The organism is Gammaproteobacteria bacterium (genome assembly GCA_019911805.1).
Taxonomy (GTDB): domain Bacteria; phylum Pseudomonadota; class Gammaproteobacteria; order Thiohalobacterales; family Thiohalobacteraceae; genus JAHJQQ01.
In genome coordinates, this window is the sequence record JAIOJV010000088.1 from 76,142 (window position 1) to 95,841 (window position 19,700).

Annotated in this window: 19 protein-coding genes; 14 read left to right on the forward strand and 5 right to left on the reverse strand. The window is 64.0% G+C overall.

Annotated features, from left to right (window positions below; genetic code table 11):
* The first annotated feature begins 7 nt into the window (after positions 1 to 7).
* The 7 genes from K8I04_11435 to K8I04_11465 all read left to right on the forward strand — a co-directional run bounded on the left by K8I04_11435 (position 8) and on the right by K8I04_11465 (position 7,253).
* Positions 8 to 487: a DUF494 domain-containing protein gene (locus tag K8I04_11435; protein ID MBZ0072322.1), complete on the forward strand. Its 480-nt coding sequence runs from the start codon at positions 8 to 10 to the stop codon at positions 485 to 487.
* Positions 488 to 620: 133 nt separating this feature from the next.
* The gene (gene topA, locus K8I04_11440) at positions 621 to 2,924 is read left to right on the forward strand and encodes a type I DNA topoisomerase (GenBank protein ID MBZ0072323.1); all 2,304 of its coding nucleotides are present in this window, start codon (positions 621 to 623) and stop codon (positions 2,922 to 2,924) included.
* Positions 2,925 to 2,943: 19 nt separating this feature from the next.
* Positions 2,944 to 3,504 carry a Sua5/YciO/YrdC/YwlC family protein gene (locus tag K8I04_11445; protein ID MBZ0072324.1) on the forward strand — a complete coding sequence of 187 codons (561 nt, stop codon included), beginning with the start codon at positions 2,944 to 2,946 and terminating at the stop codon, positions 3,502 to 3,504.
* A gap of 136 nt (positions 3,505 to 3,640) precedes the next feature.
* A complete protein-coding gene (locus K8I04_11450; GenBank protein MBZ0072325.1) occupies positions 3,641 to 4,681 on the forward strand; it encodes a GGDEF domain-containing protein in 1,041 nt (346 codons plus the stop codon).
* A 72-nt stretch (positions 4,682 to 4,753) separates the two neighbouring features.
* Positions 4,754 to 5,680, forward strand: a complete 927-nt coding sequence (hemF, locus tag K8I04_11455; protein MBZ0072326.1) for an oxygen-dependent coproporphyrinogen oxidase — start codon at positions 4,754 to 4,756, stop codon at positions 5,678 to 5,680.
* Between the two features lie 239 nt (positions 5,681 to 5,919).
* Positions 5,920 to 6,087: a rubredoxin gene (locus tag K8I04_11460; GenBank protein MBZ0072327.1), complete on the forward strand. Its 168-nt coding sequence runs from the start codon at positions 5,920 to 5,922 to the stop codon at positions 6,085 to 6,087.
* Positions 6,084 to 7,253, forward strand: coding sequence for an FAD-dependent oxidoreductase (locus K8I04_11465; GenBank protein ID MBZ0072328.1), 1,170 nt, complete (start codon positions 6,084 to 6,086; stop codon positions 7,251 to 7,253). The genes K8I04_11460 and K8I04_11465 overlap by 4 nt, the downstream gene beginning before the upstream one ends.
* 493 nt (positions 7,254 to 7,746) lie before the next feature.
* On the opposite strand, the gene K8I04_11470 is transcribed toward K8I04_11465, so the two are convergent.
* Positions 7,747 to 8,304: a hypothetical protein gene (locus K8I04_11470; GenBank protein ID MBZ0072329.1), complete on the reverse strand. Its 558-nt coding sequence runs from the start codon at positions 8,302 to 8,304 to the stop codon at positions 7,747 to 7,749.
* A 320-nt stretch (positions 8,305 to 8,624) separates the two neighbouring features.
* Here K8I04_11470 and hemB point away from each other — a divergent pair, with 320 nt between their 5' ends.
* From hemB to aroE, 4 genes are all read left to right on the forward strand, one after another.
* Complete coding sequence (hemB, locus tag K8I04_11475; GenBank protein MBZ0072330.1) at positions 8,625 to 9,599, forward strand: porphobilinogen synthase; 975 nt, start codon at positions 8,625 to 8,627, stop codon at positions 9,597 to 9,599.
* Positions 9,600 to 9,660: 61 nt separating this feature from the next.
* A complete protein-coding gene (locus K8I04_11480) occupies positions 9,661 to 10,338 on the forward strand; it encodes a TIGR00153 family protein (GenBank protein ID MBZ0072331.1) in 678 nt (225 codons plus the stop codon).
* 34 nt (positions 10,339 to 10,372) lie between these two features.
* Positions 10,373 to 11,626 (forward strand): inorganic phosphate transporter, encoded by a 1,254-nt coding sequence (locus K8I04_11485; protein ID MBZ0072332.1) that lies wholly within the window; start codon positions 10,373 to 10,375, stop codon positions 11,624 to 11,626.
* Between the two features lie 32 nt (positions 11,627 to 11,658).
* Complete coding sequence (gene aroE, locus K8I04_11490; protein MBZ0072333.1) at positions 11,659 to 12,459, forward strand: shikimate dehydrogenase; 801 nt, start codon at positions 11,659 to 11,661, stop codon at positions 12,457 to 12,459.
* A gap of 72 nt (positions 12,460 to 12,531) precedes the next feature.
* On the opposite strand, the gene K8I04_11495 is transcribed toward aroE, so the two are convergent.
* The 3 genes from K8I04_11495 to gorA form a co-directional block, all read right to left on the reverse strand.
* Positions 12,532 to 12,876, reverse strand: coding sequence for an RNA-binding protein (locus K8I04_11495; GenBank protein MBZ0072334.1), 345 nt, complete (start codon positions 12,874 to 12,876; stop codon positions 12,532 to 12,534).
* Positions 12,877 to 12,989: 113 nt separating this feature from the next.
* A complete protein-coding gene (locus tag K8I04_11500) occupies positions 12,990 to 13,526 on the reverse strand; it encodes a gamma carbonic anhydrase family protein (protein MBZ0072335.1) in 537 nt (178 codons plus the stop codon).
* 97 nt (positions 13,527 to 13,623) lie between these two features.
* Positions 13,624 to 14,973, reverse strand: a complete 1,350-nt coding sequence (gorA, locus tag K8I04_11505) for a glutathione-disulfide reductase (protein MBZ0072336.1) — start codon at positions 14,971 to 14,973, stop codon at positions 13,624 to 13,626.
* A gap of 225 nt (positions 14,974 to 15,198) precedes the next feature.
* Here gorA and prlC point away from each other — a divergent pair, with 225 nt between their 5' ends.
* The 3 genes from prlC to K8I04_11520 all read left to right on the forward strand — a co-directional run bounded on the left by prlC (position 15,199) and on the right by K8I04_11520 (position 19,197).
* Positions 15,199 to 17,241, forward strand: a complete 2,043-nt coding sequence (prlC, locus tag K8I04_11510) for an oligopeptidase A (protein ID MBZ0072337.1) — start codon at positions 15,199 to 15,201, stop codon at positions 17,239 to 17,241.
* Between the two features lie 328 nt (positions 17,242 to 17,569).
* Positions 17,570 to 18,844 (forward strand): tyrosine-type recombinase/integrase, encoded by a 1,275-nt coding sequence (locus K8I04_11515; protein MBZ0072338.1) that lies wholly within the window; start codon positions 17,570 to 17,572, stop codon positions 18,842 to 18,844.
* Positions 18,845 to 18,846: 2 nt separating this feature from the next.
* Positions 18,847 to 19,197, forward strand: a complete 351-nt coding sequence (locus K8I04_11520; GenBank protein MBZ0072339.1) for a hypothetical protein — start codon at positions 18,847 to 18,849, stop codon at positions 19,195 to 19,197.
* A 292-nt stretch (positions 19,198 to 19,489) separates the two neighbouring features.
* On the opposite strand, the gene K8I04_11525 is transcribed toward K8I04_11520, so the two are convergent.
* Positions 19,490 to 19,700: hypothetical protein (locus tag K8I04_11525; GenBank protein MBZ0072340.1), on the reverse strand; the 211-nt coding region annotated here is incomplete at its 5' end.

Below are 19,700 nucleotides of genomic sequence, written 5' to 3' on the forward strand. Positions count from 1 at the left end.
GGTCGAAATGAAAGAAAGCGTGTTGGACGTGCTTATGTATCTCTTTGAAAATTACTATCTTGATGAAGAGACCGAGGCCAACCCCGACCGTGAGTCGCTGCACGTCGAACTGCTGGAGGCCGGCTTCCCCCCCAGCGAGGTCGCCAAGGCCTTTGAATGGCTGGAGGGCCTGGCCGCCCACCGCGAGGCCGGCCTGCCGGTACCCTCGGCGCCTCACAGCATCCGGCTGTTCACCACCCGGGAAATGGAGTACCTGGACGTTGAAAGCCGCGGTTTTCTGATGTTCCTGGAGCAGATGGGCATCCTGACGCCGGCCAGCCGCGAGCTGGTCATCGACCGCGTCCTCGCCCTGGACTCCGACGATATGGATATCGAACAGCTGAAGTGGATCGTGCTCATGGTGCTGTTCAATGAACCCGGCCAGGAGGCCGCCTACGCCTGGATGGAGGATCTGGTGTTCGACAACGTCGCCGGCACCCTGCACTGAATCGCAGCACGGCGCAGCCTGCGCCGCATCCATTCTGAATTACCTTGTCCGGAACCGCGTGCTGTGGCGTGCCCATGATGGCCGTCGCGCCGGTTCCGGTACCGATTAGGAACCGAGAACCGGCCACGCCGCCATGAGCAAAAACCTGGTCATCGTCGAATCCCCGGCCAAGGCCAAGACCATCAAGAAATACCTGGGCAAGGACTTCGAGGTGATGGCCTCGTATGGTCATGTGCGCGACCTGGTCCCGAAGGGTGGGGCCGTCGATCCCGAGCAGGACTTCGCGATGCGCTACGCGCTCATCGATAAGAATGCCAAGCATGTCGATGGCATCGCCAAGGCCATGAAAAAGGCGGATGCCTTGTTTCTGGCGACCGACCCGGACCGCGAAGGTGAGGCGATCTCCTGGCACCTGTATGAAATCCTGCAGCAGAAGAAATTGCTGAAGGATAAGCCCGTGCACCGGGTGGTGTTTTACGAGATCACCAAGCGCGCCGTCAACGAGGCCGTGGCGCATCCGCGGGAACTCTCCATGGATCTGGTCAACGCCCAGCAGGCGCGCCGTGCGCTCGACTATCTGGTGGGCTTCAACCTGTCGCCGCTGTTGTGGAAAAAAGTGCGTCGTGGCCTGTCGGCGGGGCGGGTGCAGAGCCCTGCCCTGCGCATGATCGTCGAACGCGAGGAGGAGATCGAGGCCTTCAAGTCGCGCGAATACTGGACCATCGAGGCCGATCTGGAGAAGGACGCCCAGGGCTTTGTCGCCAAGCTCACCGAACTGCATGGCAAGAAGGTCACCCAGTTTTCCGTCACGCAGAGCGATCGTGCGCATGCCATCGGGCACGAGCTGAGCGCCGCAGCGAACGGCAAGCTCACCGTCGGTGCCGTCGAGAAGAAACAGCGCAAGCGCAACCCTTCGGCACCCTTCACCACCTCGACCCTGCAGCAGGAGGCCTCACGCAAGCTCGGCTTCTCCGCCAGTCGCACCATGCGGGTGGCGCAGCAACTCTACGAAGGCATCGATATCGGTGCCGGTGCGGTCGGCCTGATCACCTACATGCGCACCGATTCGGTCAATCTCGGCACGGAGGCCATCGACGAGATACGCGCACTGATCGCCGAACGCTACGGTAAGACGAATCTGCCGTCCGAGCCGCGCGCCTTCAAGACCAAGGCCAAGAACGCCCAGGAGGCCCACGAGGCCATCCGCCCGACGGCGGCGGCGCAGGTGCCCGAGGCGCTCAAGAGTTCTCTGACGTCCGATCAATTCAAGCTCTATGACTTGATCTGGAAGCGCACCGTCGCCTGCCAGATGGTCCACGCGACCATCGACACCGTCGGCGTCGACTTCGAGTGCGGTGCGGGCAACCTGTTGCGCGCCACCGGCTCCACGATCGCCAAGCCGGGGTTCATGGCCGTGTATCAGGAGGGTCTGGATGACGCCAAGGGCGAAGGCGATGACCGCCTGCTGCCGCCGCTGCAGACCGGCGATGTCGTCGCGCTGCTCGCGATCCGCCCGGAACAGCACTTCACCGAGCCGCCGCCGCGCTATACGGAGGCGAGCCTGGTGAAGACGCTGGAGGAGCACGGCATCGGCCGGCCCTCGACCTATGCGAGCATCATCTCCACCCTGATCGCGCGCGACTATGTCACCCTCGACAAACGCCGCTTCCAGCCCACCGACGTCGGCCGGGTAGTCAGCAAATTCCTCACCCAGCACTTCACACAGTATGTCGACTACGCCTTCACCGCCACGCTGGAGGACGACCTCGACGAGATCGCGCGCGGCGAGCGGGACTGGATCCCGCTGATGAAAGGCTTCTGGGAGCCGTTCAGTAAGCTGGTCGAAGAGAAAGAGAGCAGTGTATCGCGCCAGGACGTCACCACCGAGGCGCTCGACGAGGCCTGCCCCAAATGCGGCAAGCCGCTCAATATCCGCCTCGGCCGGCGCGGGCGCTTCATTGGCTGCAGCGGTTATCCGGAATGCGACTACACGCGCAACCTGGAAGACGACCAGGGCAGCGCCGAGCCCGAGAAGGTCGAGGGCCGCCAATGCCCCGAATGCGGCTCCGACCTGATCATCCGGCACGGCCGCTACGGCAAGTTCATCGGCTGCAGCGGCTATCCCAACTGCCGCCACATCGAGCCGCTGGAGCAACCTTCTGACACCGGCGTCACCTGCCCGGAGTGCAAGAAAGGCACCATGCTCAAGCGCAAGTCGCGCGCCGGCAAGATCTTCTATTCCTGCTCGTCCTACCCGGAATGCAAGTACGCCGTGTGGAACGAACCCATCGCCGGACCCTGCCCCGACTGCGACTGGCCGATCCTCACGCTGAAGACCACCAAGCGCAAGGGTACGGAAAAGGTCTGCCCGCAAAAGGATTGCGGTTTCAGTGAACCCTACGAGGCCGGCGCGACCGCCGAGACCGACGACGCCTGAACCGGTGGCCGCGCCCGCGTTGCCGCAACCCTGGAGACTCCGGCTGGCCGGGCGCTGGCTGCGTGCCGGTGGCGTCATCGCCTACCCGACCGAGGCGGTCTACGGCCTGGGCTGTGATCCGCTCGATCCGCGGGCCGTCCAACGCATCCTCGACCTCAAGTGCCGGCCGCGCGCCGCCGGCCTCATTCTGATCGCCGCCGATTTCACCCAGCTGGAGGCCTTTCTACTGCCATTGCCCCCAGCCCTGCACAGATGCGTGTTCGCAACCTGGCCGGGACCGGTCACCTGGGTGCTCCCGTGCCGCCCCGAGGTGCCCGTATGGCTGCGCGGTCGGCACGCTGCGCTGGCAGTGCGCGTGACTGCCCACCCCACGGCGGCGGCCCTCTGCAGCCGCTTCGGCGGTGCCCTGGTGTCCACCAGCGCCAATCCGCACGGCCGGGAGCCCGCACGAACGCCGCTGCAGGTCCGCCGTTACTTCGGCGCTGGCGTCGATCATGTGTTGACCGCACCGCTGGGCGGCCAGGCCAGGCCGAGCGAGATCCGCGACGGCCGCACCCGGTCCATCATCCGCGCCGGATAACCACTGCTCTGGCACGGTTCCTGCTACCCCCGCACCAGCGGACGTCGCCGGTGTCGGCGGTCCGACGCTTGACCTGCGGTCGTATCAACCGCCGTATGCCGTCGCGGAGGGCTGGACGCTGCGGAAAGGAACCACCATGACCACGCACTACCCGGAATCGCATCAGCAGGCTGCGGAATACATCCGCCTCGCCCTGCCACTGATGGCCCGCAACGGCATCCCGGCGACGCCCCGGCACTACACCGTCTGGTACGACTATGTCAGCGGCCGCAACCGGGCACTGAGGGACTCCATCGACCGCATCCTGGCACAGGAGCGTGGCCTTACGGCCCAGCTGAGCGATGAACTGTACGACGAATATTTCCGCACCAGCGAAGAGCGGATCACCGCACAGGTGCGCGCCGAGGTACGCGCGCTGGTCGCAGCCGTATTACAGCAGCTCGCCGAGTCCGGCGGCCAGGCCAGTCGCTACGGCCACACCCTGGAGTCTTACCACGAGCGCCTGACCGGGGAACTCGGCCGCGACGAATTCCAGCGCCTGCTGACCGAGTTCACAGTCGAGACGCGCACCATGTTGGAGGCCAACCGGTGCCTTGAACAGCAGCTTCAGAACACCAATCACGAACTCGACGAGTTGCGCCAGCAGCTGGAGACGGCCCGTCAGGAGGCCAGCACCGATGCGCTCACGGACCTCGCCAACCGGAAGGCCTTCGATGCCGCCCTGGAGGCGTGCTGCGCGGCCGCCACCGCAGAGACCAGACTCTGTCTGATCATGGCGGATATTGACCACTTCAAGCATTTCAACGATAACCATGGGCACCTGGTCGGCGATAAGCTGCTGCGCTTCGTAGCCAATATCCTCAAGGATTCAGTCAAGGGGCAAGACCTGGTGGCCCGCTTCGGTGGCGAGGAATTCGCGATCCTGCTGCCCGACACGCCACTGCGCGGTGCGTCCGTGGTGGCGGAATCCTTGCGCGTCCGCGTCCAAAGCCAGCGCCTGCGCCGCACCGACAACCAGCAGCCGCTCGGCGGCGTGACCGTGTCACTGGGTATCGCCTGCCTCCGTGGTGGCGAAGCGGCCGAGGCCCTCGTCGCCCGCGCCGACGCGGCGCTCTACCAGTCGAAACGGCTCGGCCGCAACCGGGTCACCCTGGAGACGCAACTCCCGGCAGCCTGAGCGGCACGCCGCCCGACAGGGCGCTGGTGTATCATGCCGCGGCATTGTCTGTCCGCCCGGAACCACGCTGCCATGCCGGATGTCGATACCGTCCCTGTCGAACACTATCTGCGTAATCTGCAGGATCGCATCTGCGCGGCCCTTACCCGCCTCGACGGCCGGCCGTTCCGCGAGGACACCTGGAACCGCGAGGGGGGCGGGGGCGGCCGCTCGCGTGTCCTGGAAGACGGTGCGCTTTTCGAGAAGGCGGGGATCAACTTCTCCAAGGTCTACGGACCCGGACTCCCCGCCTCGGCGACTGCGCATCGACCGGAACTGGCCGGGCGCGATTTCGAGGCACTCGGCGTGTCGCTGGTCATCCACCCGCGCAACCCCTACATCCCCACCTCGCACGCCAACGTGCGGTTCTTCGTCGCCCGCAAGCCCGGTGCCGAGCCGGTCTGGTGGTTCGGCGGTGGCTTCGATCTCACGCCCTACTACGGCTTCGTGGACGACGCCGTCCACTGGCACCGCACCGCGCAGGCCGCCTGTGCGCCTTTCGGCGACGATGTCTATCCGCACTACAAGAAGTGGTGTGACGAATATTTCTTCCTCAAACACCGCAACGAACCACGCGGCATCGGGGGCCTGTTCTTCGATGACCTGAACGCCTGGGGCTTCGAGCGCAGCTTCGCCTTCATGCGCAGCGTCGGCGACCACTATCTGCCGGCCTATGAACCCATTGTGGAACGACACCGCACGCATCCCTATGGCGAGCGCGAGCGGGCGTTCCAGCTGTACCGCCGTGGCCGCTATGTGGAATTCAATCTGGTCTACGACCGCGGCACGCTGTTCGGACTGCAGTCCGGCGGGCGCACCGAGTCCATCCTCATGTCGCTGCCGCCCAAAGTCGAATGGCGCTACGACTGGCACCCTGCACCGGCTACGGACGAGGCCCGGCTGTACAGTGACTTTCTGCGGCCACGCGACTGGTTGGGCGAGTTCGACGGGCGCGCATGACGCTCGCCAAGCGGTCGAATTCTATAGGATCAACCAGGCCCAACCCCTAGATCTGTATCCATTACCGGCATATTGGATATTGGCTGGCGGGGCGTAAAGCGGCAAGATTGCAGCATCGGCGAGGCGTAACGCCGGCGCGCAGCAAACGAGTCGCCGTCGCCACGGAGTGGATAGCATGAAAAGGCCTCGGCCTGCCTGAACACGGAAGGACCAGCTGAAACCCGACTGAGGTAAACGATATGAAAAAATGGGAATGTGTAGTGTGCGGGTTCATCTACGACGAGGCCGAAGGCCTGCCCACCGAGGGCATCGCCGCGGGCACCCGTTGGGAGGATATCCCCGACGACTGGGAATGCCCGGACTGCGGCGTCAGCAAGGCTGACTTCGAAATGGTCGAAATGGCGTGAGCCGTGGCGCGGCCGGAGAGGCCCGCCCCGTGGTCATTGTCGGTTCGGGCCTCGCGGGCTACACCGTCGCCCGCGAGTTCCGCAAACTCGATACCGCAACACCGCTCGTCATCGTCACCCGCGATGCCGGTGACTTCTATTCCAAGCCGATGCTTTCCAACGCCCTGGCTCAAGACAAAGGGCCGACGCAACTGGTACATACCGAGTGCGCCACGATGGCCGCCCAGCTCGCTGCCACGATACTGGCCGAAACGATCGTAACGGCGATCGATCCCGTCGCCCGCAACCTGACGACCTCGCGGGGTGAAATTGTCTACCGCGATCTGCTGCTGGCGGTCGGCGCAGACCCCATCCGGCTCCCCATCGAGGGCGATGGTGCCGGTGACGTACTGTCGATCAACGATCTCGACGACTACACCGTGTTCCGCGCGCGACTCGAGGGCAAACGCTCGGTTGTGATCATCGGGGCCGGCCTGATCGGCTGCGAATTCGCCAACGATCTCGTCGGCCACGGCTACCAAGTGGCGCTGGTCGATCTGGCCGATCAGCCACTCGGACAGCTGGTCTCCCCGAAGCTCGGCACCGCACTGCAGAAGCGTTTCGCGGACATCGGTGTGGACTGGCGGCTCGGCCGTTCGGTCCAGCGCATCGACCGCACGGGTTCGGGTCTCCGGCTCACCCTGTCCGACGACATGGTCCTGACCGCGGACCTGGTGCTGTCCGCCATTGGACTGCGGCCGCGTCTACAGTTGGCACAGACGGCGGGGCTGGCGACGGCACGCGGCATCCACGTCGACCGCCACTTGCAGACCAGCGCGGCGCGCGTCTACGCGCTCGGGGACTGTGCAGAGGTCGACGGCCTGGTGCTGCCCTTCGTACTGCCGATCATGCACGCGGCGCGTGCCCTCGCGAAGACGCTGGCGGGCCAACCGACGCCGGTCAGCTATCCGGCCATGCCGGTGGTGGTGAAGACGCCGGCCTACCCCATGGTCCTTGCCCCGCCGGCAGTCGGCGGGGCAAGGGCTTGGGCGGAAACGGTGGCGGTCGATGGCGTCCGTGCCCTGCTCCACGGACCTGAGGGCGATCTGCTCGGCTTCGTCCTGGGGGGCACCGCCGTGGCGGAGAAACAGGCATTGACCCGGCAACTACCGCCGCTGCTGGCCTGACAAAAAAAACCCTGCTTGTTCAGCAGGGTTAAAAACGCTTTTCAGCGTCGGAGGAGTCGATCAAAACCACCACATGAGTCACCTGTGGCATGAGCCCGCTGGAACGAACCAGCCAGTTCACCCGTATGGATCGCGCGACACTTCAGGAGTTCCGGCTAGCGGTACTGCACACCATGTCGTCAGCGATCCGATTCAGTCCGATATGTTTGGGTTCGATCCCGCCCGGACTCATGCCACAGGGGACTGCATCACTACCTGGTCCCGATGAGGTTAACGGCGTGACCCTTTCGTCCTTGAATGCTCCACGCCGCCCTCAGAGTACTCCAATGCACGTGGCATGCCATCCTAACTAACAAATAGTAACTTACTGAAAAATATGTGTAACATATATAGCTGACCGGCTGGCGTGGCATGTTGCCACGGCCTGATATGGCAGATCCCCGCCAGCCTGACGCCAGGGAGTGACGAAAAAACGTCGCACCCCCACATCCGTTCATCCCACGGTGTCATCGTGAGACGGTTTCTGCATCCGCCCGCGGCCGCCACGCCGCAGACGCCGGATTACCTTTGCTTCCAGCAGCAAGTCCGTCAGGTCGAGCGGACTGGAACCGGCCTCCGTCAAGACCAGCAGCCGCAGCAGTTCGTGGCGTTTGAGCAGGGCAAAGTAATCGGCCGGACGCAGGAGCGCGGTCAGCATGGCGAAGCCACGATCGAGGTGTTGGAGCGCACCGTGACGCTTGCGGCTCACCAGCAACTGGCCGTAGACCAGTTCCACCAGCGGCCTGGCATCCTGCGGTGCCGTCGCCATCAGGCTCTGGTAACCCAGCTCCACCGGCTGTCCTGACCAGTAGTGACCGACCAGTTCGCCCAGCCGCGCTCGCCAGACATCGCCGCCGGCGACCAGAGCACGCTGCGCGGCGCGTTGCGCCGCCTGGGAAAACGTGGCGGCGGCCGCAGCGGACATGGGGGTTGCATACCAGCCCGCGGGTGGCAGCGCCGCGCCCGGCTCCAGCCATACCGATTCAGCAACCCGATAGTCGGATGAAGGCATCTCCAGGGTACCTCTGACACGCCCGGAGCCTGTCGGTCGCGGGCGGTCGTAACGAGCCGGGCGAGAGAGCGAGGTCGTTTTTTCGATCCTTCGAAAAGAATAGCCGTAGCTATTTGACGAGCAGGATCGGGAAAATGGGCTGCTATCCCGCCGGCGCAGTGACTCAACCCCGAGCCCGACAGGCTCCGGGGCATGCTAGCACGCGTCCACCGTGACGCCTGCAGTCTCAGCCGGTACACTCGGCTTCCGATTTCTGACAGGCGAGGGTCGCGGCAGTGAGCGAATTCGATACCGGCACGGGCGCTTTCCCGCAGGTACGCATGCGGCGTATGCGGCGTAGCCCGTTTTCGCGACGACTTATGTGCGAGCAGCGGCTGAGCACAGACGACCTCATCTACCCCATGTTTGTCGTCGAAGGCAGTGGGCAGCGAGTACCGGTCGCATCCATGCCAGGCGTCGAGCGCGTCAGCATCGACGAACTGCTCAAGGAGGCCGACGAACTGGTCGGACTGGGTATCCCCGCCGTCGCCCTGTTCCCGGTACCACCCGCCGCAGGCAAGAGCGAGGACGCGCGCGACGCCTTCAATCCCGAGGGCCTGGCACAGCGGGCGGTCCACGCGCTCAAGCAGGCCCATCCGGAGCTGGGCGTGATCACCGATGTGGCACTCGATCCCTTCACCACCCACGGCCAGGACGGGTTGATCGATGCCTCCGGCTACGTGCTCAACGACGCGACCGTCGAGGTGCTGGTGAAACAGGCGCTGTCGCACGCCGCCGCCGGTGCCGACGTGGTCGCGCCGTCGGACATGATGGATGGCCGCATCGGCCGCATCCGCTCGGCACTCGAGGCGGCCGGCCACATCAACACCCGTATCCTCGCCTATTCCGCCAAGTACGCCTCCAGTTTCTACGGGCCGTTCCGGGATGCCGTGGGTTCAGCGGCAAACTTGGGCGCAGGGAATAAATACAGCTATCAGATGGACCCCGCCAACAGCGACGAGGCGCTTCGCGAGGTCGCCCTGGATCTGCAGGAAGGCGCCGACATGATCATGGTCAAACCAGGCATGCCCTATCTGGACATCGTGCGGCGCGTAAAGGACCGGTTCGGGGCACCGACCTTCGTCTATCAGGTCAGCGGCGAATACGCCATGCTCAAGGCCGCCAGCCAGAACGGCTGGCTGGACGAGCGTGCGGTGGTGCTCGAATCCCTGCTGGCCTGCAAGCGCGCCGGTGCCGACGGCATCCTGACCTACTTCGCCAAACAGGCGGCCACCTGGCTGCGTGAACCGGGCTGAGCCTGCACACGGGTTTCAGGTTACAATTACGCCGGTCATCCCGAGCCACCGAGGTACCGGTATGGTACGCACCACGATCTCCAGCCTGTTCGGTGTCTCGCCGATCAGACCCCTGCAGCGCCAGATGGCGGCCGTCATCGATTGCGTCCAGGCGCTGCGGCCATTCATGAAGGCGGTTCTGGCGGAGGACTGGGACGAGGCGCGCGCCCACCAGGCGCACGTCGCGCAACTCGAACGGGACGCCGACAAGCTCAAGCGCGAGATGCGCCTGCAATTGCCCCACAGCCTGTTCATGCCGGTCTCGCGGCGCGACGTCCTCGAGGTCCTCACCTCCCAGGACAAGATCGCCAACCGTGCCAAGGACATCGCCGGCCTGATCACCGGCCGCGAGATGGTCATCCCCGACCCCTTGCCACCACTGTTCACGACCTACCTCGAGCGCTGTATCGATGCTGCCATGCAGGCGCAGGCGGCCATCAACGAATTGGACGAACTGGTCGAGACCGGCTTTCGCGGCGGTGAGGTCGACCTGGTCCACTCCATCATCCGCAAGCTCGACCAGATCGAAAGCGATACCGACAAAATCCAGGTACGCGTGCGTGCAGCATTGTTCAAGCGTGAAACCGAGTTGCCACCCGTCGAGGTGATGTTCCTGTACCGTGTGATCGATTGGATCGGCGATCTGGCCGACCTGTCCCAGCGCGTCGGCAGCCGCCTCGAGCTCATGCTCGCACGTTGATTATCCGCGACTGAGCTGACTCACCGGGATCCACATGGACCACGCTACGATCTTCATCGTCCTGGCCTGTACGTTCGGTTTTTTCATGGCTTGGGGCGTTGGCGCCAACGACGTCGCCAACGCCATGGGCACCTCGGTCGGCTCACGCGCCCTGACCATACGTCAGGCCATCATCGTCGCCGCGATCTTCGAATTCTTGGGTGCCTACCTCGCCGGCGGTGAGGTCACCGCGACCATCCGCAGCGGCATGCTCGATGCCAGCCTGTTTACAGACGATCCGGAGCTGCTGGTCTTCGGCATGCTCGCCTCGCTGCTCGCGGCCGGTATCTGGCTGATGCTCGCCTCGCAGCGCGGCTGGCCGGTCTCGACCACGCATTCCATCGTCGGTGCCATCGTCGGCTTCGCGACAGTCGGTGTCGGCTTCGATGCCGTCCACTGGGGCAAGGTCGGCTCCATCGTCATGAGCTGGGTCGTGTCACCCACATTGGCCGGCATCCTCGCCTATTGGCTGTTCGTCAGCGTACAGGTGTTCATCCTCAACGCCCATGACCCGCTGCAGGCGGCCAAGCGCCACGTGCCCGTCTACATCTTTCTGGCCGGCTTCATCATCTCGCTCGTCACTATCCAGAAGGGGCTGTCGCACACGGGGCTCGAACTCGATGTGGGGCAGGGCTATGCCATCGCCATCGCCATCGGCCTGCTGGTCACGCTGGGCGGCATCTTCGCCATCAGCCGCCTGAAGTTCGATCCGCGTGAGAACAGCGACTTTCACTTCAATAGTGTCGAGAAGGTGTTCGGTATCCTGATGATGGTCACCGCCTGCGCCATGGCCTTCGCGCACGGATCCAATGACGTGGCCAACGCCGTCGGTCCATTGGCCGCGGTCATCGGCATCGTCGAGAGCGGCGGCCGTGTTGCACAGCAGAGCAGCATGCCCACCTGGATCCTCCTGCTCGGCGGCGCTGGCATCGTCATCGGCCTGGTCACCTATGGCCACAAGGTCATCGCCACGCTCGGCACGGGCATCACCGAACTGACACCCAGCCGCGGCTTCGCCGCGACCCTGGCGGCGGCCACCACGGTGGTGCTGGCCTCCGGTACGGGACTGCCGGTCTCGACCACCCACACCCTGGTGGGCGGCGTACTGGGTGTCGGCCTGGCGCGCGGCATCGGGGCCCTCAACATGGATGTGGTACGCACGATCTTCCTGTCCTGGATCATCACGCTGCCGGCCGGTGCAATCCTGTCGATCATTTTCTTTTATATACTGAAGGCCCTCTTCGGGTGAACACCACCGCTCGACTCGACCGGTACGCGGTCATGGGCAACCCCATCGCCCACAGCAAATCACCGCTGATCCACCGGCAATTCGCCCTGCAGACCGGCCAGGCGATGGAATATGACGCCATCCTGGCAGACATCGGACAGTTCGCCGCGGCCGTCGCTGCATTCCGTCGCGACGGTGGCAAGGGCCTGAACGTCACCGTCCCATTCAAGCAGGACGCCTGGCGGCTCGCGACCCGGCACGCGCCGCGGGCCGTACGCGCCGGTGCCGTCAACACCCTGTGGTGGGACGACGCGGGGCGGCTGTGCGGGGATACCACCGACGGCATCGGCCTGGTACGCGACCTGCGTGACAACCACGGGGTCCACATCGAGGGACGGCGAGTACTGCTGGTCGGCGCCGGCGGCGCCGCGCGCGGGGTGATCGAGCCGTTGTTGGCAGAACGGCCGGCACGCCTGCTGATTGCCAACCGCACACCCGCACGCGCCCATGAACTGGCCACGATCTTTGCCGCGGCGGGCCCGGTCGTCAGCAGTGGTTTCGAAGGGTTGGTGGGGCAGCCTTTCGATCTGGTGATCAATGCCACCGCGGCCAGCCTGTCCGGCGTGGTGCCGCCGTTGCCGGCGACGGTATTCGCCCCCGACGCCTGCGCCTACGACATGATGTACGGCAGCGAGCCGACGGTGTTCGTCCGCTGGTCGCGGGCGCAGGGCTGCACACAGGCACTGGATGGGCTGGGTATGCTGGTCGAACAGGCCGCCGAGGCCTTTTTCATCTGGCGGGGTGTGCGGGCCGCTACCGCCCCGGTGATCGCGCAGCTGCGCGCCGGCTGCTAGCGGGCTGCCGACGCCCTGGTGCGATCATCACCGGCGCGAGCCGTGTACCACCCGGGTCGGCCCTCTACTGTGCTAGGAAATGCCGGCCCGCCGCTCCGCCTGCCGCCGCTCGGGGTGCGGCCAAGGCCGCTGCCGCCAATCCAGCGCCCGACGTTCGTTGCCGACCGCGCGCGGGACGAATTCCCGTACGTTCAGCCGCTGGCCGTGGAGTTCGAGTCCGCGCCCCCGATCCAGGAGCTTGCGCAGGTCCGTACCGGCTGCGACGTGCAGCAGACCGAAACGGCGTGTATGTCCATCCCGTGCGGCTTTCTTGAAGATGCGCAACCGACGCGCAACGTCGCGCTGCCTCAACTGCAGCAGCCGGCACAGATCGCCTTCCGTGGCATTGATGGGCAGATCTCCAATGAAGAGATTCATGGCCACCTCGCCTTATTTTTAAGGTTATGCTGCCTCCCAGACAGCCCGTTGTCGGGATTGTTATTGAAACCTGGCCCGATGGTGCCCAGGACCCGGCTGAGGCGAGTATAACCTCAACCCAGCCCCGCGCGATGCCGGTTTTTCAGGCGGACATAGTGCTCGGCCGAGTAGACCAGATAGCGCCGCTCGTCCGCGGCCAGCGCCCGGACCCGCCTGGCCGGTCGGCCGGCCCAAAGGTAGCCGCCCTCCAGCTCCTTGCCGGGCGTGACCAGACTGCCTGCGCCGAGCATCGTCCCGGCAGCGATCCGCGCCCCATCCATAACGATAGAGCCCATGCCGATCAGACAGTTATCTTCTATTACGCACCCATGCAGGATGACCTGGTGACCGACAGTGATCCCGCGCCCGATGGCCAGGGCAAATCCACCGGGGGCGAACTCGCTGTCATGGGAGACATGTAAAACAGATCCATCCTGAATATTGGTGCTGGCTCCAATTTTGATGGAGTGGATATCGCCTCGGACGACCACATTCGGCCACAACGAGGCATCGGCACCGATCTCGACATCACCGATGACGAGGGCCTGGGGATCGATGTAGGCGCTGGCGGCGATGCGCGGATGTTTCGATTCGAAAGGACGGAGGGGCATAAGATCAGGTCCTAGGTACTAGGTTCTAGGAACTAGGGGAGATGCACTGGGCGATGTCTACTACCCCTAGTCCCTAGAACCTAGCACCTAGGACCTATCACCGCATCGTCACCAGTTCTTCCGAGCTGGTCGGGTGGATGGCGATCGTGTCATCCAGGTCGCGCTTGGTCGCGCCCATGCGGATGGCGACGGCGAAGCCCTGCAGCATCTCGTCAGCGCCCTGGCCGATGATGTGACAGCCGACCACCTTCTCCAGGGCGCCGACCGTGACCAGCTTCATGGCCGTCTGCTCCCGGCGGCCGCTCAGGGCATGGTACATGGGTGCGAAGCGGGTACTGTAGATGGTCACGCCGTCACCGTGCCGGGCGCGCGCCTCTTCTTCGGTAAGGCCGACGGTCCCGATGGGCGGGTGGCTGAACACCACCGTCGGGATGAGCCCATAATCCAGATGGCGATCCGTCATGCCGCCGAACAGGCGGTCGGCCAGGCGCCGGGCGGCGGCGATGGCCACGGGCGTGAGCTGTACCTTGCCGTTGACGTCGCCGACCGCATAAATGCCGGGCACATTGGTGGCCTCGAAGACATCGGTCGGGACACAGCCGTCGGCGTCGCGTACCACACCGGCCGCGTCCAGATTCAGGTCCGCCGTGGCCGGGGTGCGGCCGATCGCCCAGATGAGCTGGTCGTAACCCTCCAGTCGCTGACCACTGCTGCAGGCAATGGTCAACACCCCGTCGGCATCGCGCTCCAGTGCCTGTACTTGCGTGCCGCCGAGGATGTTCACACCGGCACCGAGCATTTCCTCCATCAGGCTCTCGCGCAGCATGGCATCGAAACCGCGCAGCAGGTGTTCGCCCCGCAGCACCAGGGTTACCTCCGCGCCCAGCGCCCGCAGCATGCCGGCCAGCTCGACGGCGATGTAGCCCGCGCCAACGATGGCGACCCGGCGCGGTAGTGCCTCGAGCTCAAAGAAACCATCCGAGGTGATGCCGAATTCGGCACCGGGCAGATCGGGCAGCGTCGGGGAACCGCCGGTGGCGATGACGATGTGATCCGCCGTGTAGGTCTCGCCATCGACTTCCAGGGTGTGTGCATCGACGAAACGTGCACGGCCGGTGATCGCATCGATGTCGGAGTCGGCCAGATACGTGTGGTACCAGGTGGTGATACCGCGTACGTAACGGTCACGCCCGCGCTTCAACGTCGACCAGTCGAAGCGGTAGGTACCGAGCGTGAAACCATACCCGGCGGCATCCTCCAGGGCATGCGCCAGGCCGGCGCCGAACCACATCACCTTCTTGGGCACGCAGCCGACGTTGACGCAGGTACCACCCAGCGGACCGCTCTCGATGACGGCGCATTTCGCCCCGTAGCGGGCGGCGCGCTCAGCCACTGAGAGACCGCCGCTGCCGGCGCCGATGGCGATCAGATCGTAGTGTCGGGGCATGTGGCAGCTACCGTAATCATCCTGGAAGTCCGGATTATAGCCACGGAAGCACTGGGAAAGACACGGAAGGGAGAAACAATAGCATCACCGTTTCCGATGTTGTTCCCTGCACTTCCGTGGCTATATTGGAGCGACAGCCGCGTCACTTTGGCCCGCCCTGGGGCCGCATGCTAGAGTACCGGCCGATCACCCCGGTCCGTCATTGAAGACCCTGTGAGGAAGCCCATGAGCGACAACCCACTGCTCGGCCTGACCGGACTGCCGCCGTTTTCGCGGATCACGCCCGACCACGTCGAGCCGGCCTTGGACACCCTGCTCGCCGACTGCCGCGCCACCGTGGCGCGCGTACTCGGTGAGAACACGACCTACACCTGGGCGAACCTGGTCCAGCCCATCGAGGACGTCGAGGACCGGCTGTCGCGTGCCTGGTCGCCGGTCAGTCATATGAATTCCGTGATCAACTCCGAGGCGCTGCGGGCGGCCTACAATGCCTGCCTGCCGAAGCTGTCGGAGTATGGCACCGAGATGGGCCAGAACGAGGCGTTGTATCAGGCCTACAAACAGCTCGCCGACGGCCCCGAATGCGTGCGGCTCGATACCGCACAGCGCAAGATCATCGACAATGCCCTGCGGGATTTCCGGCTGTCCGGCGTCGCCCTGCCACTGGCGCAGCGTGAACGCTACAAAGCGCTCATGCAGGAGCTGTCGTCGCTGCAGGCGAAATTCGAGGAGAATCTGCTCGACGCCACCAACGCCTGGAAGCTGCAGATCACCGACCAACAGCGTCTGCGCGGCCTGCCGGACAACGCCACCGCGCTCGCCCGGCAGACGGCCGAACGCGAGGGTCTGGAGGGTTGGGTGTTCAACCTGGAATACCCATCCTATTACCCGGTGCTCACCTATGCCGACGACCGCGAACTGCGCCGCGAGCTGTACACGGCCTATGTGACCCGTGCCTCCGATGAAGGCCCGCATGCCGGCCAATGGGACAACGGCCCTACCATGGAGCGGATCCTGGCGCTGCGGCACGAGGCGGCACAACTACTCGGCTTCGCCAACTACGCCGAACGCTCCCTCGCAACCAAGATGGCGCAGAGCACCGACCAGGTGATGCGCTTTCTCACCGACCTGGCCGACCGCTCGCGGCCCAAGGCAATCGCCGACCTCGACGAGCTGCACCGCTTCGCCCGCGAGCAGCACGGCGTGCTGGAACTCGAATCCTGGGATATACCGTACTACTCCGAAAAACTGCGCCAGCACACCTACGCCATCTCGCAGGAAGAGCTGAAGCCCTATTTCCCGGAGACCCGCGTGTTACCGGGCATGTTCGCCGTGGTCAACCGGCTCTACGGTCTGAACATCACGGCGGAGCAGGGTGTCGACAGCTGGCATCCCGATGTCCGCTTCTACTCCATCAAGGACAGCACGGGGCAGCTGCGCGGCCAGTTCTATCTCGATCTGTACGCGCGCCCGCACAAGCGCGGCGGCGCCTGGATGGATGACTGCATCGCCCGACGCATGACGGCCACCGGCCTGCAGACACCGGTCGCATATCTGACCTGCAACTTCTCCCCGCCGATCGGCCAGGATCCGGCGCTGTTCACCCATGACGAGGTGATCACGCTGTTCCATGAATTCGGCCACGGGCTGCATCACATGCTCACCCAGATCGACTACGCCGGCGTGTCCGGTATCAACGGCGTCGCCTGGGACGCCGTCGAGCTACCCAGTCAGTTTATGGAGAACTGGTGCTGGGAACGCGAGGCGCTGGATCTCATCGCCGGGCACTACCAGACCGGCGAACCGCTACCGCAGCAGCTGTTCGAACGCATGACGGCGGCGAAGAATTTTCAGTCGGCCATGCAGATGGTGCGGCAACTGGAGTTTTCGATCTTCGATTTCCGCCTCCACCGCGATTACGATCCGGCCACCGGCGGCCGGATTTATGAGACCCTCGACGCGGTGCGCCAACAGGTCGCAGTACTGCGTCCACCGGCATTCAACCGCTTCCCACACAGCTTCTCGCACATCTTCGCCGGTGGCTACGCGGCGGGCTACTACAGTTACAAATGGGCCGAGGTGTTGTCGGCGGACGCCTTCGCCGCCTTCGAGGAGGCCGGCATCTTCGACCACGAGACGGGCATGCGCTTCCTGACCAGCATCCTGGAACGCGGCGGCTCACGCGAGCCCATGGAGCTGTTCATCGACTTCCGCGGCCGCGAACCAACCATCGACGCGCTGCTGCGGCATTCGGGACTGGCGGCTTGATGTCCATTAACCACAAAGGACACGAAGGACACAAAGTAATACGCAGGAAACGACCACCGGGCCCCGGTGAGACCATGGCGGTGATTTTGGAATTAGCTTGAACAACGATTTCCTTCGTGTCCTTTGTGTCCTTCGTGGTTAAACCAACAAAAATGAAAATCGCTACCTGTAACTTAAATGAGCATTTCGTGTAGCTGCACAACACTACACAATACGTAGCAACCCGCCGTTATTTCACAACTTTTCGTCTCAATTAACTTTCCAACGTATCACCCCATCGCATATGATCTGTGTAGCTAGGTGTGTAGCTAGACAGGGGGGGTGCTCAATGGGAAATCTGACGGACGTTCAAATCAGGCACTGGATCAAAGCCGGACGGCCTGTCTCGAAGGCTCAAGGCGAAGTGCCCGGCCTCACCTTCACGCTTTCTGCGAGTGGCGCAGCCGCATGGGTGCTGCGCTACCGATTCAGCGGCAAGCCTCGCGAACTGAGCATCGGACGCTATCCCGACTACTCCATCAAGCGCGCCAAGGAAGAAGCGCTTGAGGCGCGAGTGAAGATTCAGAAGGGCGTCGATGTCGCCAGAGAGAAGCAGCGGGAGAACATCGAACGCGCAGCGGCGCAGAGCTTCAAGCAACTGGCAGCCGACTACATGGACAAGGTGTTTCCCCGGCTTGCGGCCAACACCATCAAGCAGCGCCGGCACCATATCGAAGATGTCATTTTGCCCAAGCTGGGGAAGCTCCCGGCGCGCGACGTGACAACTGCCGATGTCGTCGCGCTTATTGAGGCAGTCGGCAAGCGCTCAATCAACGTGGCGGAACTGGTGTTCACGGCCACGTCGGAAATCTTCAAACACGGCGTTGCCCGGCATGTAGTGCAGGCGAACCCCTGCGCCGGGGTGTCGGTTTCGGCAATCTGCGGCAAGCCAGAGCCAAAGCGACAGCGGTTGAAGCTGACCGAAGAAGAACTCCGCGTGATTCTGCCGGCGCTGCCCACTATCGGCACAGAGAACGCCCTAGCTGTGAAAATTCTGCTGGCGACGTGTGTACGCATCGGCGAGCTTGCGCGGGCCGAATGGGCGCATGTCGATTTCGAGCGGGCCGAATGGTTCATCCCTGACGCAAACAGCAAGACCGGCAAGGGGTTCACCATTCCGCTGCCGCCCGCTGTCGTGGGCTGGTTCGAGGAATTGCAACCCTTCGCGTGCGGCTCTCCCTACGTGCTCCCCGCCCGCCAGCAGCGCCGCAGAAAGAACAACGGCGGCGACGTGTTCTTTGAACAGCGCGCATTGAACGCCCAGCTTCACAAGCTCAGCGAGCGCCTAGGCGACAAGGTACGGCGCTTCACCCCGCACGATCTGCGCTCTACGGCGCGCAGCCACCTTGCCGCACTAGGGGTCAATCTGATCGTCGCGGAACGCTGCCTGAATCATTCGCTGGGTGGGCTGGTAGCCGTCTACGATCAACACGACTACATGACCGAACGCCGCGCCGCGCTGAATATCTGGACTGACTTCATGCTCGCGTGCGAGGCCGGTAAGCACTGGAAACGTGATAGTGGGAATGTCGTTACCCTGCGGCGTGCTGGTGCGGAGGGTTGAGCATGGACACCGAAGAAATCGAAAAAGTGAAAAGCGCAGCCGAACAGGGCGACTATGCCTTGCTGGCGTGTGTGCTCAGGGGGCACGCGTACGGGGTGTCTGTGTTGGATGGCGCAATCGCAAACCTAGCGGCGGACATTCTCACCAAGCACTCACGCAAAGGTAAGGGGCGACCGAAAGGAAGGCCGGGCGCTGCGATCCTCCGCGACATGGAGGCCATCAAACTTTTCACGAAGCTGCGAGCGGAAGGCGAGACATACGAAGTAGCAATTGAGAAAGCGGCGACCAGCTGCCACCTCAGTGCGAAGGGCTTTGAGCACCTCATCAGCACATCATCGAAAGTAACGAGATGAGCTGAGACATAACGCCCTTGCCACTGGCTACTGCGAAGATTCGGGAACCCTCGCGAGCCTTCAAGCTTCGGGTGTCGCTACACAGTGCCCGGCGTGCGGGCATGTGTCAGCGTCTGGGCAGGTTGCACGGTCGCGCCACTTTCGGCGCTCATAGAACGCGCTCAGGCCGCCCGCCACGCCGGCAGGTATCACCATGCAACTGGTCACAGTCTCGCCGTCAAAGATCATGGCAGGGATCAGCGGCGGCGGTTCGCTGCCGCCCCGCTTCTGTTCGAGTCGTGCTATCCGTTCCTCAAGCTTCCTCATCAGTAAGTTCCTCCAATGCTGCTATGCGGGCCTCAAGCTCGCCGACTGTAATCATGCTGCTGATCTGGGACAGCACGTACACCAGCCGCGTGCCTTCCTGCGGTTCGATATTCCCGGCGCGCATGTCGCGGTAGACCTTCGCCGCCTCACGGTGACAGTCCGCGACTGTCCGCAAGCGAATGTGCTTAGGGCGGGAG

Excerpts from the sequence above, each read along its gene's own strand:
- K8I04_11435 (MBZ0072322.1), top strand. The coding sequence starts at position 8 with ATGAAAGAAAGCGTGTTGGACGTGCTTATGTATCTCTTTGAAAATTAC.
- topA (MBZ0072323.1), top strand. The coding sequence starts at position 621 with ATGAGCAAAAACCTGGTCATCGTCGAATCCCCGGCCAAGGCCAAGACC.
- K8I04_11450 (MBZ0072325.1), top strand. The coding sequence starts at position 3,641 with ATGACCACGCACTACCCGGAATCGCATCAGCAGGCTGCGGAATACATC.
- hemF (MBZ0072326.1), top strand. The coding sequence starts at position 4,754 with ATGCCGGATGTCGATACCGTCCCTGTCGAACACTATCTGCGTAATCTG.
- K8I04_11460 (MBZ0072327.1), top strand. The coding sequence starts at position 5,920 with ATGAAAAAATGGGAATGTGTAGTGTGCGGGTTCATCTACGACGAGGCC.
- K8I04_11470 (MBZ0072329.1), bottom strand. The coding sequence starts at position 8,304 with ATGCCTTCATCCGACTATCGGGTTGCTGAATCGGTATGGCTGGAGCCG.
- hemB (MBZ0072330.1), top strand. The coding sequence starts at position 8,625 with ATGCGGCGTATGCGGCGTAGCCCGTTTTCGCGACGACTTATGTGCGAG.
- K8I04_11480 (MBZ0072331.1), top strand. The coding sequence starts at position 9,661 with ATGGTACGCACCACGATCTCCAGCCTGTTCGGTGTCTCGCCGATCAGA.
- K8I04_11485 (MBZ0072332.1), top strand. The coding sequence starts at position 10,373 with ATGGACCACGCTACGATCTTCATCGTCCTGGCCTGTACGTTCGGTTTT.
- aroE (MBZ0072333.1), top strand. The coding sequence starts at position 11,659 with ATGGGCAACCCCATCGCCCACAGCAAATCACCGCTGATCCACCGGCAA.
- K8I04_11495 (MBZ0072334.1), bottom strand. The coding sequence starts at position 12,876 with ATGAATCTCTTCATTGGAGATCTGCCCATCAATGCCACGGAAGGCGAT.
- K8I04_11500 (MBZ0072335.1), bottom strand. The coding sequence starts at position 13,526 with ATGCCCCTCCGTCCTTTCGAATCGAAACATCCGCGCATCGCCGCCAGC.
- gorA (MBZ0072336.1), bottom strand. The coding sequence starts at position 14,973 with ATGCCCCGACACTACGATCTGATCGCCATCGGCGCCGGCAGCGGCGGT.
- prlC (MBZ0072337.1), top strand. The coding sequence starts at position 15,199 with ATGAGCGACAACCCACTGCTCGGCCTGACCGGACTGCCGCCGTTTTCG.
- K8I04_11515 (MBZ0072338.1), top strand. The coding sequence starts at position 17,570 with ATGGGAAATCTGACGGACGTTCAAATCAGGCACTGGATCAAAGCCGGA.
- K8I04_11520 (MBZ0072339.1), top strand. The coding sequence starts at position 18,847 with ATGGACACCGAAGAAATCGAAAAAGTGAAAAGCGCAGCCGAACAGGGC.